The organism is Qipengyuania algicola (assembly GCF_042492175.1).
Classification (GTDB): Bacteria; Pseudomonadota; Alphaproteobacteria; order Sphingomonadales; family Sphingomonadaceae; genus CAJXSN01.
Genome location: NZ_CP170453.1, coordinates 1,743,840 through 1,765,687, shown reverse-complemented (window position 1 = coordinate 1,765,687; position 21,848 = coordinate 1,743,840). Strand labels below are relative to the sequence as shown.

Sequence of the window (21,848 nt, the reverse complement as noted above, 5' to 3'; positions counted from 1 at the left end):
GTCGCCATGCGCGAACGACTCATCGAAACTGCAATCGAGAAGTTCGGCAAGCACGGTCTGGATGGCGCCAGCACGCGCGACATTGCGGCGGCATCGGGCACGGCGATGAGTTCGATTACGTACCATTTCGGCAGCAAGGAGGGCCTGTATAAGGCCGCTGCCGAGCATATTTTCAGTCATTTGCAGATAATGATGGCGGACCCGCCACTTCCGATTCCGGGCGAGAACGCATCGGATGAAGATCGGATCGAATTGATTTGCGCCATGTTGGGCCGTGCGGCGACCTTCATGCTGCATGACGGGTCAGCCGCCTTTGCCCTTTTTATCTCGCGCGAGCAGCAAGCACCGTCTCCGGCGGTGCTCGAAATCATGCGGTCTCACATGAAGAAAACCATGAGCCAGCTGGCGCGGCAGATCGGTTTGCTGCGCCCTGATCTCGACGAGACGGAAGTGCGGGCAACTGCGCTTTTCATTTTCGGGATGGCGGTCACGCTTCGTCACTCGCGAACTGCGCTCCACCTGCTGATGGAAGTCGACACCATCGACGATGCGCTGAAAGAGAGGCTGCTCGCCCGCCTCGACCGGATCGTCCGCACCGTGCTGGTGGCGGCCTGATGCGGACAATACGCGCCCTCGCCCTCGCTGGAGTGCTGCTTCCCTTGGGCGCGTGTGTGTCACTGGTGCCCGATGCCGAGACGCCTGCGGTGGTGGCCGACATGCCCACCGCCTATGATGCGGCAGAGATTGACGGCACCTACCGGCCCGCCAATTGGTGGCAAGCGTTCGGCGATCCGGTGCTGGACGGGCTGGTGAACGATGCGCTGTCGGAGAATCTCGACATTGCAGCGGCGGCGGCTCGGGTCGAGCAGGCCAGCGCGCAGGCGCGGATTGCCCGCTCCGCCTTGCTGCCGACCGTCTCTGCCAGCGCCAGCACCAGCTATTCCGACAGCCCGCTGGCGGGCAGCGCCTTTGGCGGTCTGTCTGGCGGCGGGCCCAGCCGCCTGACCAACGAAACATACTCGCTCAGTCTGGGCGCTGCCTACGAGCTCGACCTGTTCGGGCGCGTACGGGGCGATCTGGCGGCGGCTCGCAGCGACGCGGTGGCCGCCGAGTTTGACTATCGCACCGTGCAACTGGCCTCCGCCGCCGAGACGATCAGCACCTATTTCGAGATCGTCGATACGCGCCGCCAGATCGAGCTGACCGTGCGCACTGCAGAGCTGCTGGCCGACCGGGCCGAGCGCACGAATGACCGGTTCCTGCGCGGGCTTTCGGAGAGTTTCGAACTGTATCAAGTGCGCCAGGATCTGCGCAACACGCAGGCCAGCCTGCCGCAGCTCGAAGCTTCGCTCAGCGCAGCCAATGGCCGTCTGGCAACGCTGGTCGGGACCTATCCGGGCCCGATGAAGGCGCGGCTCGAAACGCAGCTGACGCCGCGTCTCGTCTTTGCCCCCGTTCCCGCCGGTCTGCCCGCTGAATTGCTGGTCCAGCGGCCCGATGTGGCCGCAGAATGGGCAAGGCTGGAATCCGCGCGCCAACGGATCGGCGCGCGCCGGGCGGAACGTTTCCCCTCGCTGCAACTGACAGGCTCGCTGGGCACGCAGGGGGACAGCCCGCTGGGTATTTTCGACATAGCCGATACGTGGCTCCTGTCGCTTGGCTCCAGCATCACTGCGCCCTTGCTGGATGGTGGCCGCATCTCGGCCAATATCCGCGCGGCCAGAGCCGCCTATGACGCGCAGGCTGCGGCCTATGCAAAAGCGGTTCTGACCGCGTACCGCGAGGTGGACGTCGCCATCGACGACTACGAGGAGCAGCGTCAGCGCTACCTGCTGATCACCGGACAACTGGCCGAGGCAAAGGCCTCGCTCGACGTGCAATCCAGCCGCTTCCAGAGCGGTGTGGGCAGCTACACCGCCTATCTCGACGCTCTGCGCGCCGTCTATCAGGTGGAATCCAGCCTCTCCGGCGCGGCGCGCGGCGTGGCGCTTTCCCGGCTCGGTATCCACCGTGCGCTGGGCGGTGATTGGGCGGCCACGGCCACACCAGACGTCAGCAACGATCCGCAAACCGGCGACAGCGAAGGAAACCTGCAATGAAACGGCAAGCTGTTTGGGCCATCGGGCTTCTGGTGGGTGCGGTCGCTGTCGCCGCACTGATGATATTCCTTCGGCCAGAGCCCGCTCAGGAAGAGCAGGTCGCGCAGGTACCGCTGGTGGAAACCATCGCACTGGAACAAGCGGCCGGGCCGATCCAGGTTCTCGGCTCCGGCACGGTCGGCTCGCGGGAAGAAGTATCGATCGGCGCGGAAGTCGGTGGGAAACTCACCTTTGTCAGCGCCAGTTTCCGCGAAGGCAGCGTGGTGGGCGGGGGATCCACTTTGTTCCGGATCGACACCACCGATTACCAGAACAATGTCCGCACCGCCCGCGCCGATGTGGCCGCGCAGAACGTCGCCGTGCTGCAGGCCCAGCAGGAAGTCAGCATCGCACAGGCCGAACTGGCGCGGTTTGCCGAGCGCCAGGATGCAGGCTCTGCACTGGCCAGCGTGATCGACGCGGATGATTACGCCTCGCGGTTCTTGCCCCCGCAGTCTGTCGCAAACGCGGCGGCCAGTAATTCGGCCCGGCGCGCGCCAACATCCGCGCCGAGCAACCTCGCCACGCGTGAGCCGCAATTGCGTTCCGCCAGAGCCGCACGCGACCGGGCCAATGCCAATCTCGCCAGCGCGCAGACCTCGCTTGCCCGTACCCGCGTGACCGCGCCGTTCACCGGCATTGTCCGCAGCGAAACGGCAGCGGTCGGCACGCTGGTGCAGCCGGGGCAGGTGCTCGGCACGATTGTCTCCACTGCGTCCTATGAAGTGCGCATTTCGCTGACCGAGGCCGAGGCGGCGCTGATCCCCGGCGTGCTGAAACCGAACAATGCCCGCATTCCGGCCCGCGTGTTCAGCGATTTCGGCGGGCTGCGTTACGGTTGGGATGCCTATGTCGACCGGGCGAACAACATCCTCGACCCGCAGACCCGCACCATCGATGTCTTCCTGAGAGTGCCCAATCCGTTGCGCGGCGGGCGACTTGTCGATGGCGAGGAACCGAGCGGCGCTGCTCCGCCACTGCTGCTGGGCAGTTTCGTCAGCGCCGAAATAACCGGGGCCAGCCTCGCTTCCTACGCCGCCATCCCGGCCGAGCATCTGCGCACCGGCAACAGGATATGGGTCGTGCGCGGCGGCAAATTGCGCATCCTGCCGGTCCGCGTCATCCAGCGCACCGATGATCTGGCTTACATCACCACGCCGACACTTGCCGAAGGCGGGCGGCTGGTCACCAGCAGCCTGCGCGCGGCGGTGGACGGTATGGATGTGCGGGTGAACCGGGTCGCCCCTGCTCCCGGCGCAGGCGCAGGCTCTGGCTCTGGCGATGAGTGAGCCGGAGGAAACCGCACTCGACCGGTTCGGCAATGCCGCCGGTGACCGGGCGCGCGAGCGGACCGGCGTCATTGCTTTCATGGCCCGCAACGGAGTCGCTGCGAACCTGCTGATGCTCGTCATGCTGGTGGCGGGGTATCTCTCCTACACCACCATCGTGCAGGAGGTGTTCCCGGAAAGCAGCCTCGATACCATCACCGTGTCGGTCGCCTATCCCGGGGCAACGCCGGAGGAAATCGAGGAATCGATTGTCCAGAAGGTCGAAGAAGCGGTCGAGGCTATCGAAGGCGTCAAGGATATCACCGCCACGGCTTCGGAAGGGTCCGGCACGGTCAATGTCGAGCTGGAACTCGGTGTCGATATCGACCGCGCGCTGGATGACGTGAAGTCCGAAGTCGACCAGATCCAGACCTTCCCGATTGAAGCCGAAGAGCCCGACATCCGCGAATTGACCACGCGCCAGATTGTCATGCGTCTCGCGCTCTACGGCCAGGTGCCTGAGGAGACGCTCAAGGAAACCGCTTACGCGCTGGAAGACAGCATCGCTGCCCTGCCCGATGTCAGCTATGTCCAGACCAGCGGCGTGCGCCAGTACCAGATCTTCGCCGATGTGCCGCAAGACCGGCTGCGCGCGCTCGGCCTGTCGCTGACCGACGTCTCGAACATTATCGCCGCCGACAGTCTGGACAGCCCTGCAGGCTCGATCGACACGAAAAACGAAGAAGTGCGCGTGCGGACGGTCGGCCAGAATTACGACCAGCAGGATTTCGAGGATATTGTGGTCCTCACCAGTCAGGATGGAAATATCCTGCGGCTGGGCGATATCGCCACCGTGCAGGACGGGTTCGAGGACGCCGACCTGATCACCAGCTTCAACGGTCAGCCGGTCGCCTTTGTGGACGTCTACCGCACCAGCGACGAGCGCGTCCTGGACGTGTCGGCGGCGGTCAGGAACCTGCTCGAAACCGAGTACCAGACGCCTGCGGGTGTCGAGTACGCCATCTGGGACGACGATTCCGAGCTGCTCGACGATCGCCTGAGCCTGCTCCTCAAAAACGCCGCCATGGGTCTGGTTCTGGTGCTGGTCGCGCTGACGCTGTTCCTCGATCTGCGGCTCGCCTTCTGGACCGCCATCGGCATCGGCGCGACATTTGTCGGCGCGATCTTCATCCTCGAATGGGCCGGGTCGAGCATCAATATGTTCTCCCTGTTCGGCTTCATTCTCGCGCTCGGACTGGTGGTCGACGATGCGGTGGTGGTCGGCGAGAATATCTATGCGGAGCGCGAACGCGGGCGCAGCGGGATCGGCGCGGCCATCGCCGGCGGGCAGCGGGTGAAGGTGCCCGTGCTTTTCGCCGTCGCCACCACGATCACCGCCTTCGCTCCGCTGTTGGCCGTGGGCGGCACCATCGGCAAGGTTCTGGCCGATATCCCGCTCGTGGTGCTCGCCGTTCTGGGCCTGTCGCTGGTGGAAGCTCTGCTGGTCCTACCCCACCATTTGAGCAATCTGCCGGTTGTCGGCACCGTCTCGAAGAACCGTGTTCTGGCAGCGGTCGAGCGGCTGCAACGCGCGGTCGACCGCCGGTTCAAGGCCTTTGTCGACGGGCCTCTGGACCGCGCGCTGCGCTTCACCGTGGCCGCACCCTATCTGATCCTGTCCGCCGGTGTTGCCCTGCTGATCGTGATTATCGCGATGATCCCCGGCGGCATCCTCAAAGTCGTCTTCTTCCCCAATATCGAAGGCAACACCGTCGCCGCTTCGCTGGAAATGCCCGCGGGCACGACCGTGGAGCGAACGGCGGCGGTCGCCCGGCGGATCGAAGCTGCGGGCGAGCGCGCTATCGAGCGCTACAGCGACGGCGAAGCCAGCGAGGCAGGCTTTGTCGAGGCGATATACACCTCCATCGGGATGACCAGCGGCGGCGGCGGTCCGGGCGGGACGGTCGATACCCTCCGGCCCAATCTCGCCAATATCCAGCTCAGCCTGGTGTCATCGGACGAGCGCAGCGTTTCCTCGGCAGAGCTGGAAGAAGCATGGCGCGAGGAGCTGGGGCCGGTCCCCGAAGCGCGCTCGCTGGCCATTTCTTCATCGCTGCTCTCCGCCGGAGACCCGGTCAGTGTGCAGCTGTCGCACCCTGACGATGAAACGCTCGACCGCGCATCCGCGCAGGTTATGGCGGCGCTGGCGAGGCTGAGCGGCGTGTTCGATATTGAAAGCAATCAGGATGAGGGGATGCAGGAAATCGAGCTGCGCCTGAAACCGTCCGCGCGCACGCTGGGCGTATCGCTCAGGGACGTCGCGGGGCAGGTGCGGGCAGCATTCTTCGGGGCAGAGGCCGTGCGCGTTCAGCGCGGGCGCGAGGATGTGCGGGTCTATGTCCGCTTGCCGGAGGAAGAACGCGATTCCATCGCCGACATCGCTCGCTATCAGGTCCGCGTGCCGGGCGGGCAGGTGCCGCTCAGCACGCTCGCCGATGTGTCCTTCTCCGAAGCGCCCTCCGTCATCCGCCGCGAAGCGGGCCGCCGGGTGGCGACCGTCACCGCCGATCTGGACGAGGATGTGGTCACCAGTCAGGAAGTGGCGCAATTGCTCGACAACGAGATCATGCCGGCCATCCGTGCGGATTACCCCGCGCTGCAATACAGCTTTGGCGGGGAACAGGAGGAGCAGGCGGAAACCTTCGGCTCGCTCGGCAGCGCGTTTCTGCTGGCACTGGTGGTGATTTACGGCCTGCTGGCGGTGCCCTTCAAATCCTATATCCAGCCGCTGATCATCATGGCCGCGATCCCGTTCGGCATCATCGGCGCATTGCTGGGGCATTTGATGCTGGGCATACCGCTGGGCGTCCTGTCGATGTTCGGCATCATTGCGCTGTCGGGGGTGATCATCAACGGGGCACTGGTGCTGATCGACTTCATGAACGAAAATCTGGAAGCCGGGATGGAGCGGGGCGAGGCGGTAATTGACGCGGCTAAGTCGCGGTTCCGGCCCATCATGCTGACAGCCATAACCACCTTCCTCGGCGTCGCACCGATTACCTTCGAAACCAGCCTGCAGGCGCAATTCCTGATCCCGATGTCCGCCAGCCTCGGCTTTGGCGTGCTGTTCGGTACGGTCCTGCTGGTGCTGCTGATCCCCGCCCTCGCCATCCTGCAGATGCGCGCGGTGGACCGGTTCAAACGGATGTTTGTGGCGGAGGAAGAAGAAGAGATCGAAGCGATCGGCGAGCCGAGAACCGCGTAATCCAAAACAAGAGCGGCCACCGGAACATAGCGCAATGCAATGAAGCGGGTGGGTTCGGAGCGAAGCGGAGTAGGCGGCGCAAGCCGCCAACGGAACCGGAACCTCGCGGAACGGAATGGAGCGGTGAAGGGAAACCAATAGGTAGAGTAAGCAACTGAACTAACGTTATTTTTCAAAGCCCGAAAAATAAAAGGCCCCCAATCTGGCCCCCACTTGCCCGTGCTTCTGTGGAAAAACGTGGGATGAAGAGGGACAATTGCGCCCGTCGCAGCGCTTCGCAATTAGCCTGCTAGCTATCGGTTGTCACCGATAAGATTGGCAACTCGTATGTGAGTGGAGCGCAGCCTTAACAGGTAACAAAAATAGAAATTCGGCGGATCGAAAACAACTCACTCTTCGACTCAATATTATCATCATAATTCATATGCTTATGAAACTATGAGTTGTCCACGGCTCAGCGCAAACCCGCTCTACTCGTAGACGGGTCGATTCCGCCCAAAACACTATTTCATATAAATATCATAGACTTATGCCCCGAATTCGCGGGGTACGGTGTGCTCGCCAGATTCCCATTTGCGCGCGGTTTACCCATCATTTGCTGAAACCTCGGTTCAGTCATGCCGGAAAACATCTGACGTCAAAGAGCCGCGCGGCGATTGAGCGCGGCTAATGCCTGTTTCGCGCCCCAAGGGCGGCGAACCAGTTGGATAGAGCCGTCGATAGCACTCGGTGCCATCCACTGCAGCCAACGACATCCACCGGACTGTTAGCCTTTAAGGTCAATTTCTTGCTGCAAATTGCGTAGTATGGTTTAGCTGCGTAACCTATGAACGAGAGCTTTCGCCCACTTGGAATTGACCTATTCGCTGGCGCTGGCGGCTTTTCCTTAGCCGCCGTGAAATCTGGCATCGAGATCAAGTTTGCAGTCGAGAACGACCAGCACTCTATAGCAACATTTGCAGACAATATCTGCAAGCTCGAAGGCGGCAAAGGCACGAAAATATATAGGCAAGACATCCTCACATGTGATGTCGAGGAACTGAAAAAAGAGCATTTCTCAGATCGCGAGTGCGACCTTTTGCTTGGAGGTCCCCCATGCCAAGGATTTTCCACGCACCGAATACGTGACGCTGGTGTGAACGATCCGCGTAATGAACTCCTAATGGCATATTTCAGTTTTGTGCGAGAGTTTATGCCGCGGGTTTTCTTGCTAGAGAATGTCCCGGGCATCCTTTGGGATCGCCACAAAGATTACCTTGATCGCTTTTATTCAGAAGGGCGGGCCGTAGGTTATCACCTGTTTGAACCTGAGATCTTAGACGCGCGGGACTATGGCATTCCGCAAAGGCGTCGTCGCGTTTTCATCCTCGGGCTAAGGCCTGACGTTGTTCGGAAGGATTTTGCTTGGCCTCCTGTCGCGACGCATGCTGATCCTCGCCTTAAAAACCCCATACGGAAGCCATGGGTGAATTGCGCTAGAGCCTTTGACAAGACTTTGGATCGCGATCTCAACGACATTCATATGCGGCACGGCGAAGCGCTGGTGGAAGCCTTCAGGAACACGCCCGCAAATGGTGGGAGCCGCAAAGATTCGGGACGGATTTTGCCATGTCATAAAGAGCATGACGGTCACAAAGATGTATATGGACGGATAGATCCAAAACAGCCCGCTCCGACAATGACAACGGCTTGCATTAATCCGTCAAAAGGGCGATTTGTCCATCCAACTGAGCATCACGGAATTACCGTTCGGCAGGCAGCACGTATCCAAACTTTCCCAGATGATTTTGTTTTTCATGGGGGGCTGACAGCAGCCGGGAGGCAGATTGGAAATGCAGTGCCGGTTGAGCTGGGCAAGGTGCTAATCAACCACCTAAAACCGCTACTGTCTGGGACCGCAGAGATTGGCAATTTGCCAAACGAAGAAGGAATGGCAGCGATGTCTAAAGAGGCGCAATTCGCATGATTGAGTCTCTCCCATTCAAGACTCAGGCGCGCACTGTTGACCACCTTGGGCGAGAGCAAATCGCAGATTGTCCCACGGCGATCTCTGAGCTTTGGAAAAACGCATATGATGCATATGCCCGATCGGTAAGCCTTCATATTTTTGATGGCGAGGAGCCTGTCGCAGCCATCTTCGATGATGGTCATGGAATGAGCTATGAGGAGTTTGTCAGCCGCTGGCTCGTTGTCGGAACGGAATCCAAGTACGATCAAAACGAGACGACTGAAGAAGATCGGAATGGCCTTCCGATTAGAACCAAGCAGGGCCAAAAGGGCATAGGCCGGCTATCGTCGGCGAACCTAGGCCCCCTCCTACTTCTGATTTCCAAACGCAGAAACTGTGACTTCGTCGCGGCGCTTCTCGATTGGCGGCAGTTCGAAAACCCTTATCTCGTGCTCTCCGATATAGAAGTTCCGGTCACAACATTTCGAGATCGCAGCGAGCTTGAAAAGCTTCTGCCGGAGCTATTTGATCGCCTAACCGATAACGTTTGGGGAAATAGCGACAGCCCTCGAAGAAGCGAGCGGCTTAAACAAGCATGGGCGACATATGACGCCTTTGTTCAAGAGCGCGACCAAACTAAGAACAAACCATCCGAGCAAATTGCTAACACAATTGTCGGCGCGACTTTTAAGCTTGAGTATCTCGACCCTTGGGACGTTTGGAGCGATGACGGATCAGCAAGCGGCACTGCCCTTCTCGTATCGGACATCCACTATGATTTGCGTGCACAGTTGCCAAGCATTCCGGCTGATGGCGGTGTGAAAGGGATCCGAAAAACATTCCATGCGACGCTTTCGGCTTTCACTGATCCATTTGTCGATCCTGTCGCAAACGAAGTGAACGCAATCGACCCTGACTTCACTTATGAGGTGAAAATCTGGGCATCGGGGGTTGGCCAATCAATCGTTGAGGAAGATCGTGGAACATTGAGTCGCCAAGTTTGTGACGAACTCGAACATGTCATAAGTGGAAATATTGACGAGAAGGGCAGATTTAGCGGGCTGATTAAGGCATTTGGAGAATGGCGTGAATTTGAGTCGGGCTATGTCGTCCCACCGCCGGCCGACTACACGCCTCCTAGTGGACCGACAACATTTGTGGGCCCTTTCAGTCTATATATCGCGACCTACGAACGCGACCGTATGAGCTCGACCCATACAGATGACGATCATGCGAAGTTCGATGCTCTAGCTGAGAGATACGGCGGATTTCTAATCTTCCGCAACGGCCTGAGAGTTTTGCCCTATGGAAGGCTGAACAGTGATTTCTTCGAAATCGAAGAAAGGCGTAGTAGGAGCGCGGGTCGCGAATTCTGGAATTCGCGAAGAATGTTTGGACGAATTGCATTGTCCCGTGAGGCGAACCCGAACCTCAGAGATAAAGCTGGCCGCGAAGGGTTCATAGACAACCGAGCCACAAAATCGCTCAAGACTATCGTCATCAACATTCTGAAAACTGCAGCGCGTGACCACTTCGGGTCGTCCTCAGAACTTCGAAAACAAGAATTGCCGGATATTCAAGAAGCGAACCGAAAAGCCAGGGCGGAAGAAGAACGGAAGGTCCTCGCTAAGCGCAACCGGCAAAAATTTCGATCGCGCCTCAAACGCAACCTTCCGCTTGTGGCAAAGATAGTCGATCGACTTGATGCGGAAAGCTCTGAGTTTTCCATAGATTGCATCTCAGATATCGCTGCAGCTCAATCAATGATTGACGATTTAGGGAATGAACTTCGAGATCTTCGTATTGTTGGCGCACCTTCAAGTCTCGGGTCCAGCGAAGATGACTTTCGTGAGTTCAGGCAACTTTACGCGAAAGCTCAAAGCATTCTTGAAGACATGGCAAACGAGCGCAAAAAGGCAATCGAGCGCCTCAACCCTCCAAAGCCGGAAGAACTTGCTGAGAAGCAAATGCAGAGCTTGGCGGGCCAGCTTCAGAGCCGAATACGCCAATGGAGCAAAGAGATTGCCAGCATTCAGGATTTTGAGGCTAAGCGCATCTCTGATTTGCTCTCTGCGCGCCATAAGGCCTTCCACCAGACTGCCCACCCCCTCATTGAACAGGTGAAGTCGGGACGCCTAGGTTTGGATGACGCTCTGGAGGAAATGGCAGCGATCCGAATGCGCCTCGAGTATGAGAATGAAGACATATTCCAGTCCTATATTAATACGCTGGAGCTCCTACGAGAGAATATCAATATTGAACTGATTGCGACTGAAGGGACCGCAGATAATATTGAGCTGCGCGACCAACTAAATCGCCTTAATCAAGTTGCGCAGCTGGGAATAACAGTCGAAATTCTTGGCCACGAATTGGCGACAAATGAACAGCTTATCCGGACCGGAATAAAGCGAATATCGAACGATGGTGAACAGCCCGGACTCGAGCAAATTCAAGCAGGATTTGAGGCACTTAGCCATCAACTTGACTTCCTGTCGCCGCTCAAGTTGTCTGGCCCGCGTACACGCCGGACTATATCGGGCAAGAACATCACGGAGTATCTTCGTGAGTTTTTCCGAACTGTGACTGAAACCAGAGACATCAAGATAGAGGCGTCCGATCAGTTCAATGCATTCGCAGTTGACGAGCAACCTTCACGATTGTTTCCCGTGTTCATCAATCTGGTCAATAACAGTGCCTATTGGTTGGTGAACTCCCATACTGTCGAGCCGAAGGTTTTGCTCGACGTCGTCGATGAGCACGTGATTGTGTCTGACAACGGTCCGGGGATTGATGCACTTGATCAGGACCAGCTCTTCAAAATGTTCTTCACACGCAAGGTAAGTGGGGGACGAGGCATCGGCCTATATCTCTGCAGAATGAACCTTTTAGCTGGCGGGCATTCGATCAGATACGCAACAGATAAGAAGTTTCGGCTTCTACCGGGAGCGAACTTCGTGATCGATTTCAAGGGGGCCAGTTTTGACTGATCACTGTGAGTTCGCGGAACTGGTGAAACAGGCCTTCATTGACCCGATTCGGTCTGTGCTGATCGTTGATGATCAGTATCCGACCTGGGAAGAAATTCTCAACGATCGGCGCCCAGAGGCTGCACAAGATGCAGAGCCGCAACCACCAAAGAAATGGCGAACTGATCCAGATTCTCCTGCATCAATTATCGCGCAATTTCGGAAACAGAAACCCGCGTTGGTCATCGATATCCATGACGCCACTGCCCCTCAGCCTGACACAGAAGAGGGGCTGGCTGGGGTGTTGGCACCGGATCACCTTCATCAGTCGGATTTGCTAATCCTGGACTATAATTTGGAGGGATCGAGCACGGGGGTTCCAGGCATTCTTGCGCGGTCTTATCTTGGGTCAATCCTTCGGAACCAGCACTTCAATCTGGTGGTGGTTCATACTGAAGAGCCGGATCTGCAAGCTGTCTTTTTCGATTGCATACTCAGTTTGCACGAAGCCTGCAGTGCTGAGTTCGATGACAAGCAGCAGGATCTCATCTCAGCGCTCGAAGAAAAGATGGATGATTGGGCTGATGAAGAAAAGTTCAATCCTAAAGATCTGGAAAGCTATTTGGACGTCGGCTCTTATCTAAAACTGCGTCATCCGCGAAACAGCCAGTCAAATACGTTTGGTCAATACATGCGGCCCAGTGGGAAGGCAGCTGGCCCTCTTTCGACGCTTGCCAAATGGGCCGATGAGCTGGATCTGAAAGGCGCTGAGCGCAAGGCGTTTGCATTATGGGCGATTAAAGAATTTGAGAAAAATAAGCGAGAATTGCTGTCGGACACACCGTTCGATGGACTCAGTTGGTCCTCTGAAGAAGGGCGGCTCTGGTTACGTACAGGGCGTGGCTTTGTAACCTTCGTAAAAAAAGAGGAGGTTGATTTACTGGCTGAGCTTCAAGAGTCACTCATTGCTTGGCAACCTACTCCATCGCGACTGTTGTCCTCAAAACTTCGCCATGAAATTACCTGTAATGGGGTCGAAGCAGAAGACCGCACGCTTTCTAAAAAGCATGTGTTCGCATATTTTTACGATCAGGTCCAAAATGCAAATTCCGAGCAAGAGCGCGCTATCCTGCAACGAGACCAGCTTCGCAGACAGGTCGAGGCTTTGGCATTCCAGATCGAGGATTCGATTGCGGATTTTGGAGAGAAAATACACAACTCTGATGAAGCCGGTGGGCGGTCGTACCATTCTCACTACGGCGTTGATTTAGAGAAAGACGGGGAAGCGAATAAGGCCCTCCACCATTTTAACAGCTATGTCTCGACACTGCCCATAAAGCCTGGGGCCGACCAACTTGATTGCGGCCATATTTTCAAAATCGACAATGATTGGTGGGTGTGTGCCACGCCCGCCTGCGACCTTCAGCCTGGGCAAAATTCCATAGCATTTGTGGGGCATAGCCAAAATTTGAGGCCGTTTACGGCACTGAAGCTACAACAAATCGCTGAGAACCATTCGCCAGACATCAACAGCGGTGAATACTGTTTCGTCGAAACCCCACTAGGAACGATTCAATGTCTTGGTTTAAGATCGCCAAATGGTGATGCCGAGGGGAATGCCGACAAAGCAACATGGCGAACCTTCATCGCGAAGGGAGGCGGGCGGTTCACGGACAGAAGGCTTGAACTGCTTGTTCCGAAGCTCACAAATGATGGCATCGAGCCGAACGAAAAGACGGCCACTGTTCTAGGCAAGCTACGATACGAATATGCGTTGAACTATGTCCAAAAGGTCGGAGCTAGCGTCACGAGGATCGGCTTGGGTTATGCAAGCTAGATTTGTGATTTGATCGAAATTAAGCCAGCAAAAACCTGTGAAATTCGGTGCGGCCCATCACTGTTCTCCTTTGTCCGGGGAATTCCAATGGCTCCCGCTAGAATGTATGCTTGGAGAACGGCAGTTGGCCGACAGCTGGACAGATACCGAGATCGATCTGATTGTCGCGGACTATTTCGCGATGTTGGTTGACGAACTAGAAGGCAATTCCTTCAATAAGGCCGAGCACAACCGCTCACTGCAGGAATTGGTGGGGCGCAGCCGAGGATCGATTGAGTTCAAGCATCAGAATATCAGCGCTGTCTTGTTAGGCCTCGGCCAGCCCTGGATCGAGGGCTACAAACCTGCTTCCAATTTCCAGAACGCGCTAGTCGATGGCGTACTTCGTTGGCTCGACGCTCGGCCTAACTGGCTCCTGCCTAAGCCACCAGCCGACAAGCCTTCGCGGCTACGGGAGATGTCACCGCTCTGGATTGGGCCGCCACCGACACAGCGGAATGAGCCATCAGCCATCGATCCTGAATTCATGGCTGCCCTTTCGCGCAAATATGATGTTGCAGAGCGCGACGCGCGCAACCGGGCCTTGGGCAAAGCTGGCGAAGAGGTTGTACTGCGGCATGAGCAGACCAATTTGCGCGAAGCAGGGCGCCAAGACTTGGCAGACAAGGTGCGCTGGACCGCTACCCAGGATGGCGACGGTTATGGTTATGACATTGCCAGCTTCGAGCGCGATGGACGCGAGAGGTTGATTGAAGTGAAGACGACCAACGGCTGGGAACGCACGCCCTTCCATATTTCGCGCAACGAACTAGCTGTGGCAGATGCGCGGCGAGATGACTGGCACCTTGTGCGGCTCTGGAACTTCGCGCGGCAGCCGAAAGCTTTCTCGATAAGACCTCCATTGGAGTCGCACATCGAGTTGACTGCGACGAGTTTTCTCGCCGGATTTCGATAAGAAGAGTTGCCGTGGGCACCAATTTGGAGGTTTGCTCAAGACCGTCGAAGCTTCAGCTTGAAAGCAATCGAACCCGGCCTGTCCGGTAAAGGAATTTGGAAAGCACACCCTACCCCGCGATTTCGGGACATAAGCTCATGTTTTTATGATGTAATATCGTTTTGGGCGGAATCAGCTCGCCTACGAGTTGAGCGGGTTTGCGCTGAACCGCAGGCAACTCACTTTGCGATAAGTAGCAGAAATTAAGAGATATTTCTCCGCGTTCTAGCGGGTCGCGGAAGAGTTGCGAATTTCAGCGCAAACCGTCAGCGTTTCGCTGCCTTGATTGGCACCACTTCGGCACCTTCGCGGAACTGGTCGAGGTAGTCACTCCACCATTTCATCATCTTCACTCGTTCTTTCCAGTGGGCACCGCGATGGTAGGCTGCACGGACTTTGTCGCCGTCTCCGTGCGCCAGCGCGCGCTCGATTGCGTCTGGGTTCCACTTGCCACTCTCGTTCAGCAGCGTAGAGGCCATCGCGCGGAATCCATGGGCGGTCATTTCGTCGGTTGTGTAACCGAGGCGGCGCAGTCCAGCGTTGATCGTGTTATCGCTCATGGGACGCCTGCGGGTTCGGACTGACGGGAACACATAGCCATCGGGCCCCGTCAATCGGTATGCCTCTTCCAAGATCGTGAGGGCTTGGCGTGAGAGAGGGACGAGGTGATCCTTGCGCATCTTCGTTTTGCTCGCCGGGATCGTCCACAAAGCGCCATCGAAGTCGATTTCGCTCCATTCGGCATGGCGGAGTTCACCGGGCCTCACGAACACATGCGGGGCCAGCTGCATTGCCAGTTTGGTGATAGGTTGGCCTTCGTAGCCATCGATTGCTCTGAGCAGCTCGCCAGCCTCCCCGGGATCCAGCACCGCTCCATAATGTGTGATGGTCGGGTTCATCAGCGCGCCTCTCAAGTCGCGCGTTGGATCGGACTTGAGGCGCGCTGTAGCGACCGCATAGCGGAACACCGAGCCTGCCAATTGCAAGGTTCGTTTGGCGCTTTCCAGTTTGCCTTTGCTCTCGATCCGGCGAACGGCTGTCAGGATGTCGGCAGGTTCAATATCAGCAATCGGGAGATTGCCGATCGAACTGTTGAGGACTGACAGGAGGTATTCGCAGCGCTTCGCCGTGGCGGGTGCCCAGGCCCTTGAACCATCGTGTCTGCGCTTCTCGCAGAACTCGGCGGCAATTGAAGCAAAGGTATTCTCAGCACCGAGCTTCCCACGCGCCTTCTCACGCTGTTTTTCGCGTGAAGGGTCCTTGCCCTGCGCCAGCTGCTCTCGCGCTGCGTCGCGCCTTCTGCGGGCTTCTGCGAGCCCGATTTCCGGGTAGCGTCCGATCGCCAACTTCTTTTCCCGGCCATCGACGCGATACTTCATCCGCCATAGTTTTCCGCCGGTTGGCTCCACCAAAAGGAAAAGCCCGGACGAGTCGCTCATTTTGTAGGCTTTGATACCAACCTTAGCCTTGCGAATTCTAACATCTGTTAGCGCCATGATTTCAAGCCTTTACCCAGAAAAGGCCCCCAGATTGGGGGCCTCTCGAATTGGTGGAAACCTATGAGGCCCCCAAAAAGGCCCCTAATTTCGGGAGACTTGACGAGACTAGCCGGGCAAATGCAGGACTAAGTAGCGTCAAAAACCCTCGAATTTCCAAGGGCTTTATAGCGTTTCCGGGATGTTTTGGGAAGGCGGCGCTGGAGCGGGTGAAGGGAATCGAACCCTCGTCGTCAGCTTGGGAAGCTGCTGCTCTACCATTGAGCTACACCCGCCTGCCTGTTGGCGCGTATCCGGCGCCGCGAGCCTTTGCCTCAGGGGCCGATGACGGTCAATCGTCTAGCGAGCGGCAATTATCACTTGTGCGGCTTGTCTGGATGCCCAGCGCAGCTAGATACGCGGCAACAGATTTCTCAGGAGAACACCCCATGCGCCAGATCGACCATTTCATTTCCGGTGGATCGCCCGCCCCGACCGGCCGGACCCACAAGATCTGGAACCCGTCCACCGGCGAAATTCAGGCCGAAGTCGCGCTGGGCAACGCCGCCACGCTGGAAGCCGCAGTGGCCAAGGCCAAGGAAGTGCAGCCCGCATGGGCCGCGACCAATCCACAAAAACGCGCCCGCGTGATGTTCGAATTCAAGGCATTGGTCGAAGCGAACAAGCAGGAGCTGGCCGAGCTCCTTTCCAGCGAGCACGGCAAGGTCGTGGAAGACGCGCATGGCGACGTTCAGCGCGGGCTGGAAGTGATCGAATTTGCTTGCGGCATTCCGCAGGCGCTGAAGGGCGAGTATTCGCAAGGCGCAGGTCCGGGCATCGACGTCTATTCCATGCGCCAGCCGCTGGGCATTGGTGCAGGCATCACCCCGTTCAACTTCCCCGCCATGATCCCGATGTGGATGTTCGGCATGGCGATTGCGGCGGGCAATGCTTTCATTCTGAAACCCAGCGAGCGCGATCCTAGCGTGCCGGTGCGACTGGCGGAACTGTTTCTGGAAGCGGGCGCGCCCGAGGGGCTGCTGCAGGTGGTGCATGGTGACAAGGAAATGGTCGACGCGATCCTCGACCATCCCGATATTCCGGCGATCAGCTTTGTCGGTTCGTCCGATATCGCGCACTATATCTACCAGCGCGGCGCGGCGAATGCGAAGCGGGTGCAGGCCTTTGGCGGCGCGAAGAACCACGGCATCGTGATGCCCGATGCCGATCTCGATCAGGTGGTGAACGATCTGGCCGGTGCAGCCTTCGGTTCCGCTGGCGAGCGCTGCATGGCGCTGCCTGTCGTGGTGCCGGTGGGCGAGGACACGGCCGACAAGCTGCGCGAGAAACTGATTCCGGCGATCAACGCGCTGCGGGTCGGTGTCTCCAACGATCCCGACGCGCATTACGGCCCCGTCGTCACACCGGAGCACAAGGCCCGCGTCGAAGGCTGGATCGACACCGCCGAGAAGGAAGGCGCCGAAGTCGTGATCGACGGGCGCGGGTTCAGCCTGCAGGGCCACGAGGACGGCTTCTTTGTTGGCCCCACCCTGCTCGACCGCGTGACCACCGACATGGAAAGCTACAAGGAAGAGATCTTCGGCCCCGTGCTGCAAATTGTCCGCGCGAAGGATTTCGAGGATGCGGTGCGCCTGCCGAGCGAGCATCAATATGGCAATGGCGTCGCCATCTTCACCCGCAACGGCCACGCGGCACGCGAATTTGCCAGCCGGGTCAATGTCGGCATGGTCGGCATCAATGTGCCGATCCCTGTACCTGTCAGTTATCACAGCTTCGGCGGATGGAAACGCTCTGGCTTTGGCGACATCGACCAATACGGCATGGAAGGCCTGAAATTCTGGACCAAGGCCAAGAAGATCACCCAGCGCTGGCCCGACGGCAATGAAGATCTGGGCAACGCCTTCATCATCCCGACGATGGGGTGATGGCAATGCGTTTTTCTCTCGTTCTTGCCGCCGCCCTCGCCCTTTCAGCCTGCGGAGAAGCCAGTTCTCCCGATACCTCGCCCGAGCCTGCCGAAACCATGATGCCGGTGGAGCCCGATGGCGGCATTGGTGACGGTGCGGAGCCTCTGCCGGATGCATCCGAGAACACGGAAGCTGCACCGAAAGACGAGCCTGAAATTACCGGGCCGGATGAAGGCCTGCTGGAAGAAGACGCCCGCAAGGATGCCGCCGCGCGCGGGATGGGAGAGAATGGCATTCCGGCGGATTATCACGGCGTCTGGGACTATGTCGAAGGCACTTGTGCGCGAGAATCGGACCTTCGTGTCGCGATCACCGGCGATACGATGACGTTCTACGAATCCATCGGCAAAGTGACCGCAGTGGTGAACCGGCCCAATGGCGACAGGATCGTCACACTCGCCATGTCTGGCGAGGGAGAAACGTGGGAGGAAACGCTGAAACTGGAAATGGACTCCACCGCCATGCGCATGGTCATCAGCGACCCAGCCGGCGCGCCGGAACCAACCGACGCGCGCAAACGCTGTGAGTGAAACGGGCGATCAAGATAACTATCGAAACGCGCCGCCAGCGCGGCTAGGGATCATGCCATGACAGGACAGTTTCAACTCACCGAAGACCAGCTTGCAATCCAGGACATGGCGCAGCGCTTCACCGCCGATAATATCACCCCCCATGCAGGCGAGTGGGACGAACAGCACCATTTCCCGCGCGATGTGATTCAATCCACCGCAGAACTGGGCTTTGGCGCGATTTATGTCTCGGAGGAATCCGGCGGCATCGGCCTTGGGCGGCTGGAGGCCGCGCTGATTATGGAGGCGATGGCCTATGGCTGCCCCACCACCAGCGCCTTCATCTCGATCCACAATATGGCTGCGTGGATGATCGACGAATTTGGCGGGCAGGAGGTGAAGTATCGCTACCTCCCCGACCTGATCTCCATGGAAAAGATCGCCAGCTATTGCCTGACCGAACCCGGCAGCGGATCGGATGCTGCGGGGCTGAAGACCAATGCCGTGCTTGATGGCGACCATTACGTGCTGAACGGCACCAAGCAGTTCATCAGCGGCGGCGGCGTGAACGATGTCTACGTCACCATGGTCCGCACCAGCGACCACAAGACAAAGGGCATCACCTGCCTCGTCATCGATAAGGACACGCCCGGCGTCAGCTTCGGCGCGCCGGAGAAGAAGCTGGGCTGGAATGCCTCCCCCACCGCGCAAGTCATCTTCGAAGATGCCCGCGTGCCGGTCGCCAACCGCGTGGGGGACGAGGGCGAAGGTTTCCGCTTTGCGATGATGGGGCTCGACGGCGGACGTTTGAATATTGGCGCATGCTCGCTGGGCGGCGCTCAGCGGTGTCTCGACGAGGCGGTTGCCTACACAAAAGACCGCAAGCAGTTCGATACGCCCATCGCCGATTTCCAGAACACCCAGTTCATGCTGGCCGACATGGCGACCGACCTCGAAAGCGCGCGCGCCCTGCTCTATCTGGCAGCCGCAAAGGTCACCGATAACGCGCCCGACAAATCGCGCTTCTCCGCCATGGCAAAGCGGCTGGCGACGGACAACGGCAGCAAGGTCGTGAACGATGCGCTGCAATTGTTCGGTGGTTACGGCTATCTCAAAGACTATCCGATCGAACGCTTCTGGCGCGATCTGCGCGTCCACTCGATCCTCGAAGGCACCAACCAGGTCATGCGCATGATCGTGGGCCGGGATTTGCTGAGACAGTGACACCCGACGCGAAACCCACCCCGTTGCAGCTAAATTCGCTTCGCTCATTAAGCTTCACCACCCCCTCCCGCATGCGGGAGGGGAGCGAGACTTGCCAGCTTGCTGGCTTAGTCGCAGTGGGGTGGGCTTCCCATATCGGAGTTTGGTCGCAATGACCCAAGACGTAAACATCCACAAACATGGCCGCGTGGGGCATATCAGCCTCAACCGGCCCAAGGCGCTGCATGCGCTGACGCTGGAGATGTGTCACGCGATGAGCGCCGCACTCACCGACTGGGCGGACGATGACGAGGTGGAAGCCATTATCCTCGACCATGCAGAGGGCCGCGGGTTTTGTGCGGGCGGCGACATTGCCTTCCTGCGCAATTCGGCGCTGAACGATGGCGGCGTGTCGGGGCGAAAATTCTTCCATGACGAATATCAGCTGAACCACCAGATGATGACCTACGCAAAGCCCATCGTGGCTTTCATGGACGGCATCACCATGGGCGGCGGCGTGGGCATTGCCTTGCCCGCCAAGTTCCGCGTCGCAACCGAAAACACGCGCTTTGCTATGCCGGAAACTGGCATCGGCCTGTTCCCCGATGTGGGCGGAGGCTGGCACCTCTCGCGCCTTGGCGGGCGGCTGGGCCAGTTTCTAGCGCTGACCGGAGCGCGGCTGGACGGGTCCGAGTGCTTGTGGGCCGGTATCGCCACGCATTACGTGCCCAGCGACCTGCTGGCCGATCTGAAAGCGCGTATAATCGAGAAGCCCGACCGGATTGGCGGCATCTTGTCCGAACCGGTGGGCACTCCGCCCAAGGCGCGGATCGAGGACAATGCCGATCTCATCCGCAAACACTTCGCGTCCGACAGCTACGAGGACATTCTCGCCAGTCTGGAAGCAGCGCATGAAGACGGCGATGTCTGGGCCACGAAGGAACGCGACACGCTGGGCACCAAGAGCCCGCAGACCTGCAAGGTGGCGCTTCGCCAGCTGAAGGAAAGCGCCGATCTGAACAGCTTTGCCGACAACATGGTGATGGAATACCGCATCGCCAGCCGAGTGCTGGTGCGCCCCGATTTCGCCGAGGGCGTGCGCGCGGTGATTACCGACAAGACCAACGATCCGAAATGGGATCCCCCCACCCCGCAGGACGTGAGCGAGGAGCTGATCGCCAGCATCTTCGCGCCATTGCCAGAGGGTGAGGAGTGGGTGCCGCTGAACACATAGCTTCGTCATCCCCGCGAAAGCGGGGACCCAGAGCAACGGAGCGCTCGACCACCCTAGGTTCCCGCGTTCGCGGGAATGACAGAGAGATTGAATTATGGCCGATTACGAAACCATCCTGACCGAAACCGACGGCGCGGTGACCATCATCACGATCAACCGGCCTAAGGCTTTGAACGCATTGTCCAGCGTAGTGCTGGCCGAACTGATCGAAGCCTTCGCCGCCTATCAGGCCGATAACAGCCAGCTCTGCGCGATCCTGACCGGCAGCGGGGACAAGGCTTTTGCCGCGGGCGCCGATATCAAGGAAATGTCCGACAAGGCGGCAGCCGATTTCTACCTCGAGGACTTCTTCGGCGACTGGACCAGCAAGATCGTCAAGACCACGCGCAAGCCGTGGATCGCGGCGGTCAACGGCTTTGCGCTGGGCGGCGGGTGCGAGCTGGCGATGATGGCCGATTTCATCATCGCCTCGGACAATGCCAAATTCGGCCAGCCCGAAATCAAGCTGGGCGTGGCCCCCGGCATGGGCGGCAGCCAGCGCCTCACCCGCGCCATCGGCAAATCGAAGTCGATGGAAATGTGCCTGACCGGCCGGATGATGGACGCCAATGAAGCCGAGCTCAGCAATCTTGTCGCCCGCGTCGTTCCCCACGCCGATCTGATGGCCGAGGCGAAGAAAACCGCCGCGACCATCGCCTCGATGCCGCCCATGGCGACCATCGCAAACAAGGAAATGGTCAATAGCGCCTTCGAAATGACGCTGGATCAGGGCCTGATCGTGGAACGCCGCATCTTCCAGATCCTCACCGCGAGCGAGGACAAACAGGAAGGCATGGCCGCGTTTATCGAGAAGCGTGAAGGGAACTGGAAGGGCCGGTGATTGTCGCTGCGGCATTACTCGCGAGCGGAAGCCTCGCAGTGGGAATGTCGTTGTTCGAAATGTGGGCGCTGTTAGCTGACAAAATTGGAGTATTTCAGCGGATACGCGATCTGATTTGGAACGAGCCAGAGGACACGAGTGAC

Annotated in this window: 14 protein-coding genes and 1 tRNA gene; 13 read left to right on the top strand and 2 right to left on the bottom strand. The window is 58.6% G+C overall.

Annotated elements, in window-relative coordinates; translation table 11 throughout:
* Positions 1 to 6 precede the first annotated feature (6 nt).
* From ACFCW2_RS08420 to ACFCW2_RS08385, 8 genes are all read left to right on the top strand, one after another.
* Positions 7 to 615 (top strand): CerR family C-terminal domain-containing protein, encoded by a 609-nt coding sequence (locus tag ACFCW2_RS08420; protein WP_379545632.1) that lies wholly within the window; start codon positions 7 to 9, stop codon positions 613 to 615.
* The gene (locus tag ACFCW2_RS08415; RefSeq protein WP_379545631.1) at positions 615 to 2,099 is read left to right on the top strand and encodes an efflux transporter outer membrane subunit; all 1,485 of its coding nucleotides are present in this window, start codon (positions 615 to 617) and stop codon (positions 2,097 to 2,099) included. Before ACFCW2_RS08420 ends, ACFCW2_RS08415 begins: the two co-directional genes overlap by 1 nt.
* On the top strand, positions 2,096 to 3,427 hold the full coding sequence (locus tag ACFCW2_RS08410; RefSeq protein ID WP_379545629.1) for an efflux RND transporter periplasmic adaptor subunit: 1,332 nt from the start codon (positions 2,096 to 2,098) through the stop codon (positions 3,425 to 3,427). Before ACFCW2_RS08415 ends, ACFCW2_RS08410 begins: the two co-directional genes overlap by 4 nt.
* Complete coding sequence (locus tag ACFCW2_RS08405) at positions 3,420 to 6,671, top strand: efflux RND transporter permease subunit (RefSeq protein WP_379545628.1); 3,252 nt, start codon at positions 3,420 to 3,422, stop codon at positions 6,669 to 6,671. The genes ACFCW2_RS08410 and ACFCW2_RS08405 overlap by 8 nt, the downstream gene beginning before the upstream one ends.
* Positions 6,672 to 7,497: 826 nt before the next feature.
* Positions 7,498 to 8,637, top strand: coding sequence for a DNA cytosine methyltransferase (locus ACFCW2_RS08400; protein WP_379545627.1), 1,140 nt, complete (start codon positions 7,498 to 7,500; stop codon positions 8,635 to 8,637).
* Positions 8,634 to 11,606 (top strand): ATP-binding protein, encoded by a 2,973-nt coding sequence (locus ACFCW2_RS08395; protein ID WP_379545625.1) that lies wholly within the window; start codon positions 8,634 to 8,636, stop codon positions 11,604 to 11,606. The genes ACFCW2_RS08400 and ACFCW2_RS08395 overlap by 4 nt, the downstream gene beginning before the upstream one ends.
* The gene (locus ACFCW2_RS08390; protein ID WP_379545624.1) at positions 11,599 to 13,422 is read left to right on the top strand and encodes a response regulator receiver domain; all 1,824 of its coding nucleotides are present in this window, start codon (positions 11,599 to 11,601) and stop codon (positions 13,420 to 13,422) included. Before ACFCW2_RS08395 ends, ACFCW2_RS08390 begins: the two co-directional genes overlap by 8 nt.
* A 124-nt stretch (positions 13,423 to 13,546) precedes the next feature.
* Positions 13,547 to 14,377, top strand: coding sequence for a DUF3883 domain-containing protein (locus ACFCW2_RS08385; protein ID WP_379545622.1), 831 nt, complete (start codon positions 13,547 to 13,549; stop codon positions 14,375 to 14,377).
* Positions 14,378 to 14,682: 305 nt separating this feature from the next.
* Here the strand turns inward: ACFCW2_RS08385 and ACFCW2_RS08380 are convergent, their stop codons facing one another.
* Together ACFCW2_RS08380 and ACFCW2_RS08375 are read right to left on the bottom strand one after the other, a co-directional pair.
* Positions 14,683 to 15,912 carry a tyrosine-type recombinase/integrase gene (locus ACFCW2_RS08380; protein ID WP_379545621.1) on the bottom strand — a complete coding sequence of 410 codons (1,230 nt, stop codon included), beginning with the start codon at positions 15,910 to 15,912 and terminating at the stop codon, positions 14,683 to 14,685.
* Positions 15,913 to 16,113: 201 nt separating this feature from the next.
* A tRNA-Gly gene (locus ACFCW2_RS08375) sits at positions 16,114 to 16,187 on the bottom strand.
* A gap of 153 nt (positions 16,188 to 16,340) precedes the next feature.
* Here ACFCW2_RS08375 and ACFCW2_RS08370 point away from each other — a divergent pair.
* The 5 genes from ACFCW2_RS08370 (at position 16,341) to ACFCW2_RS08350 (ending at position 21,705) form a co-directional block, all read left to right on the top strand.
* Entirely contained in the window at positions 16,341 to 17,837 is a 1,497-nt protein-coding gene (locus tag ACFCW2_RS08370; RefSeq protein ID WP_379545620.1) for a CoA-acylating methylmalonate-semialdehyde dehydrogenase, read from the top strand.
* Positions 17,838 to 17,842: 5 nt separating this feature from the next.
* Positions 17,843 to 18,409, top strand: a complete 567-nt coding sequence (locus ACFCW2_RS08365; RefSeq protein ID WP_379545619.1) for a hypothetical protein — start codon at positions 17,843 to 17,845, stop codon at positions 18,407 to 18,409.
* 57 nt (positions 18,410 to 18,466) lie between these two features.
* Positions 18,467 to 19,612 (top strand): acyl-CoA dehydrogenase family protein, encoded by a 1,146-nt coding sequence (locus tag ACFCW2_RS08360; protein ID WP_379545618.1) that lies wholly within the window; start codon positions 18,467 to 18,469, stop codon positions 19,610 to 19,612.
* A gap of 151 nt (positions 19,613 to 19,763) precedes the next feature.
* A complete protein-coding gene (locus ACFCW2_RS08355; protein WP_379545617.1) occupies positions 19,764 to 20,825 on the top strand; it encodes an enoyl-CoA hydratase/isomerase family protein in 1,062 nt (353 codons plus the stop codon).
* A gap of 94 nt (positions 20,826 to 20,919) precedes the next feature.
* Positions 20,920 to 21,705: an enoyl-CoA hydratase-related protein gene (locus tag ACFCW2_RS08350; RefSeq protein WP_379545615.1), complete on the top strand. Its 786-nt coding sequence runs from the start codon at positions 20,920 to 20,922 to the stop codon at positions 21,703 to 21,705.
* Positions 21,706 to 21,848: the final 143 nt, after the last annotated feature.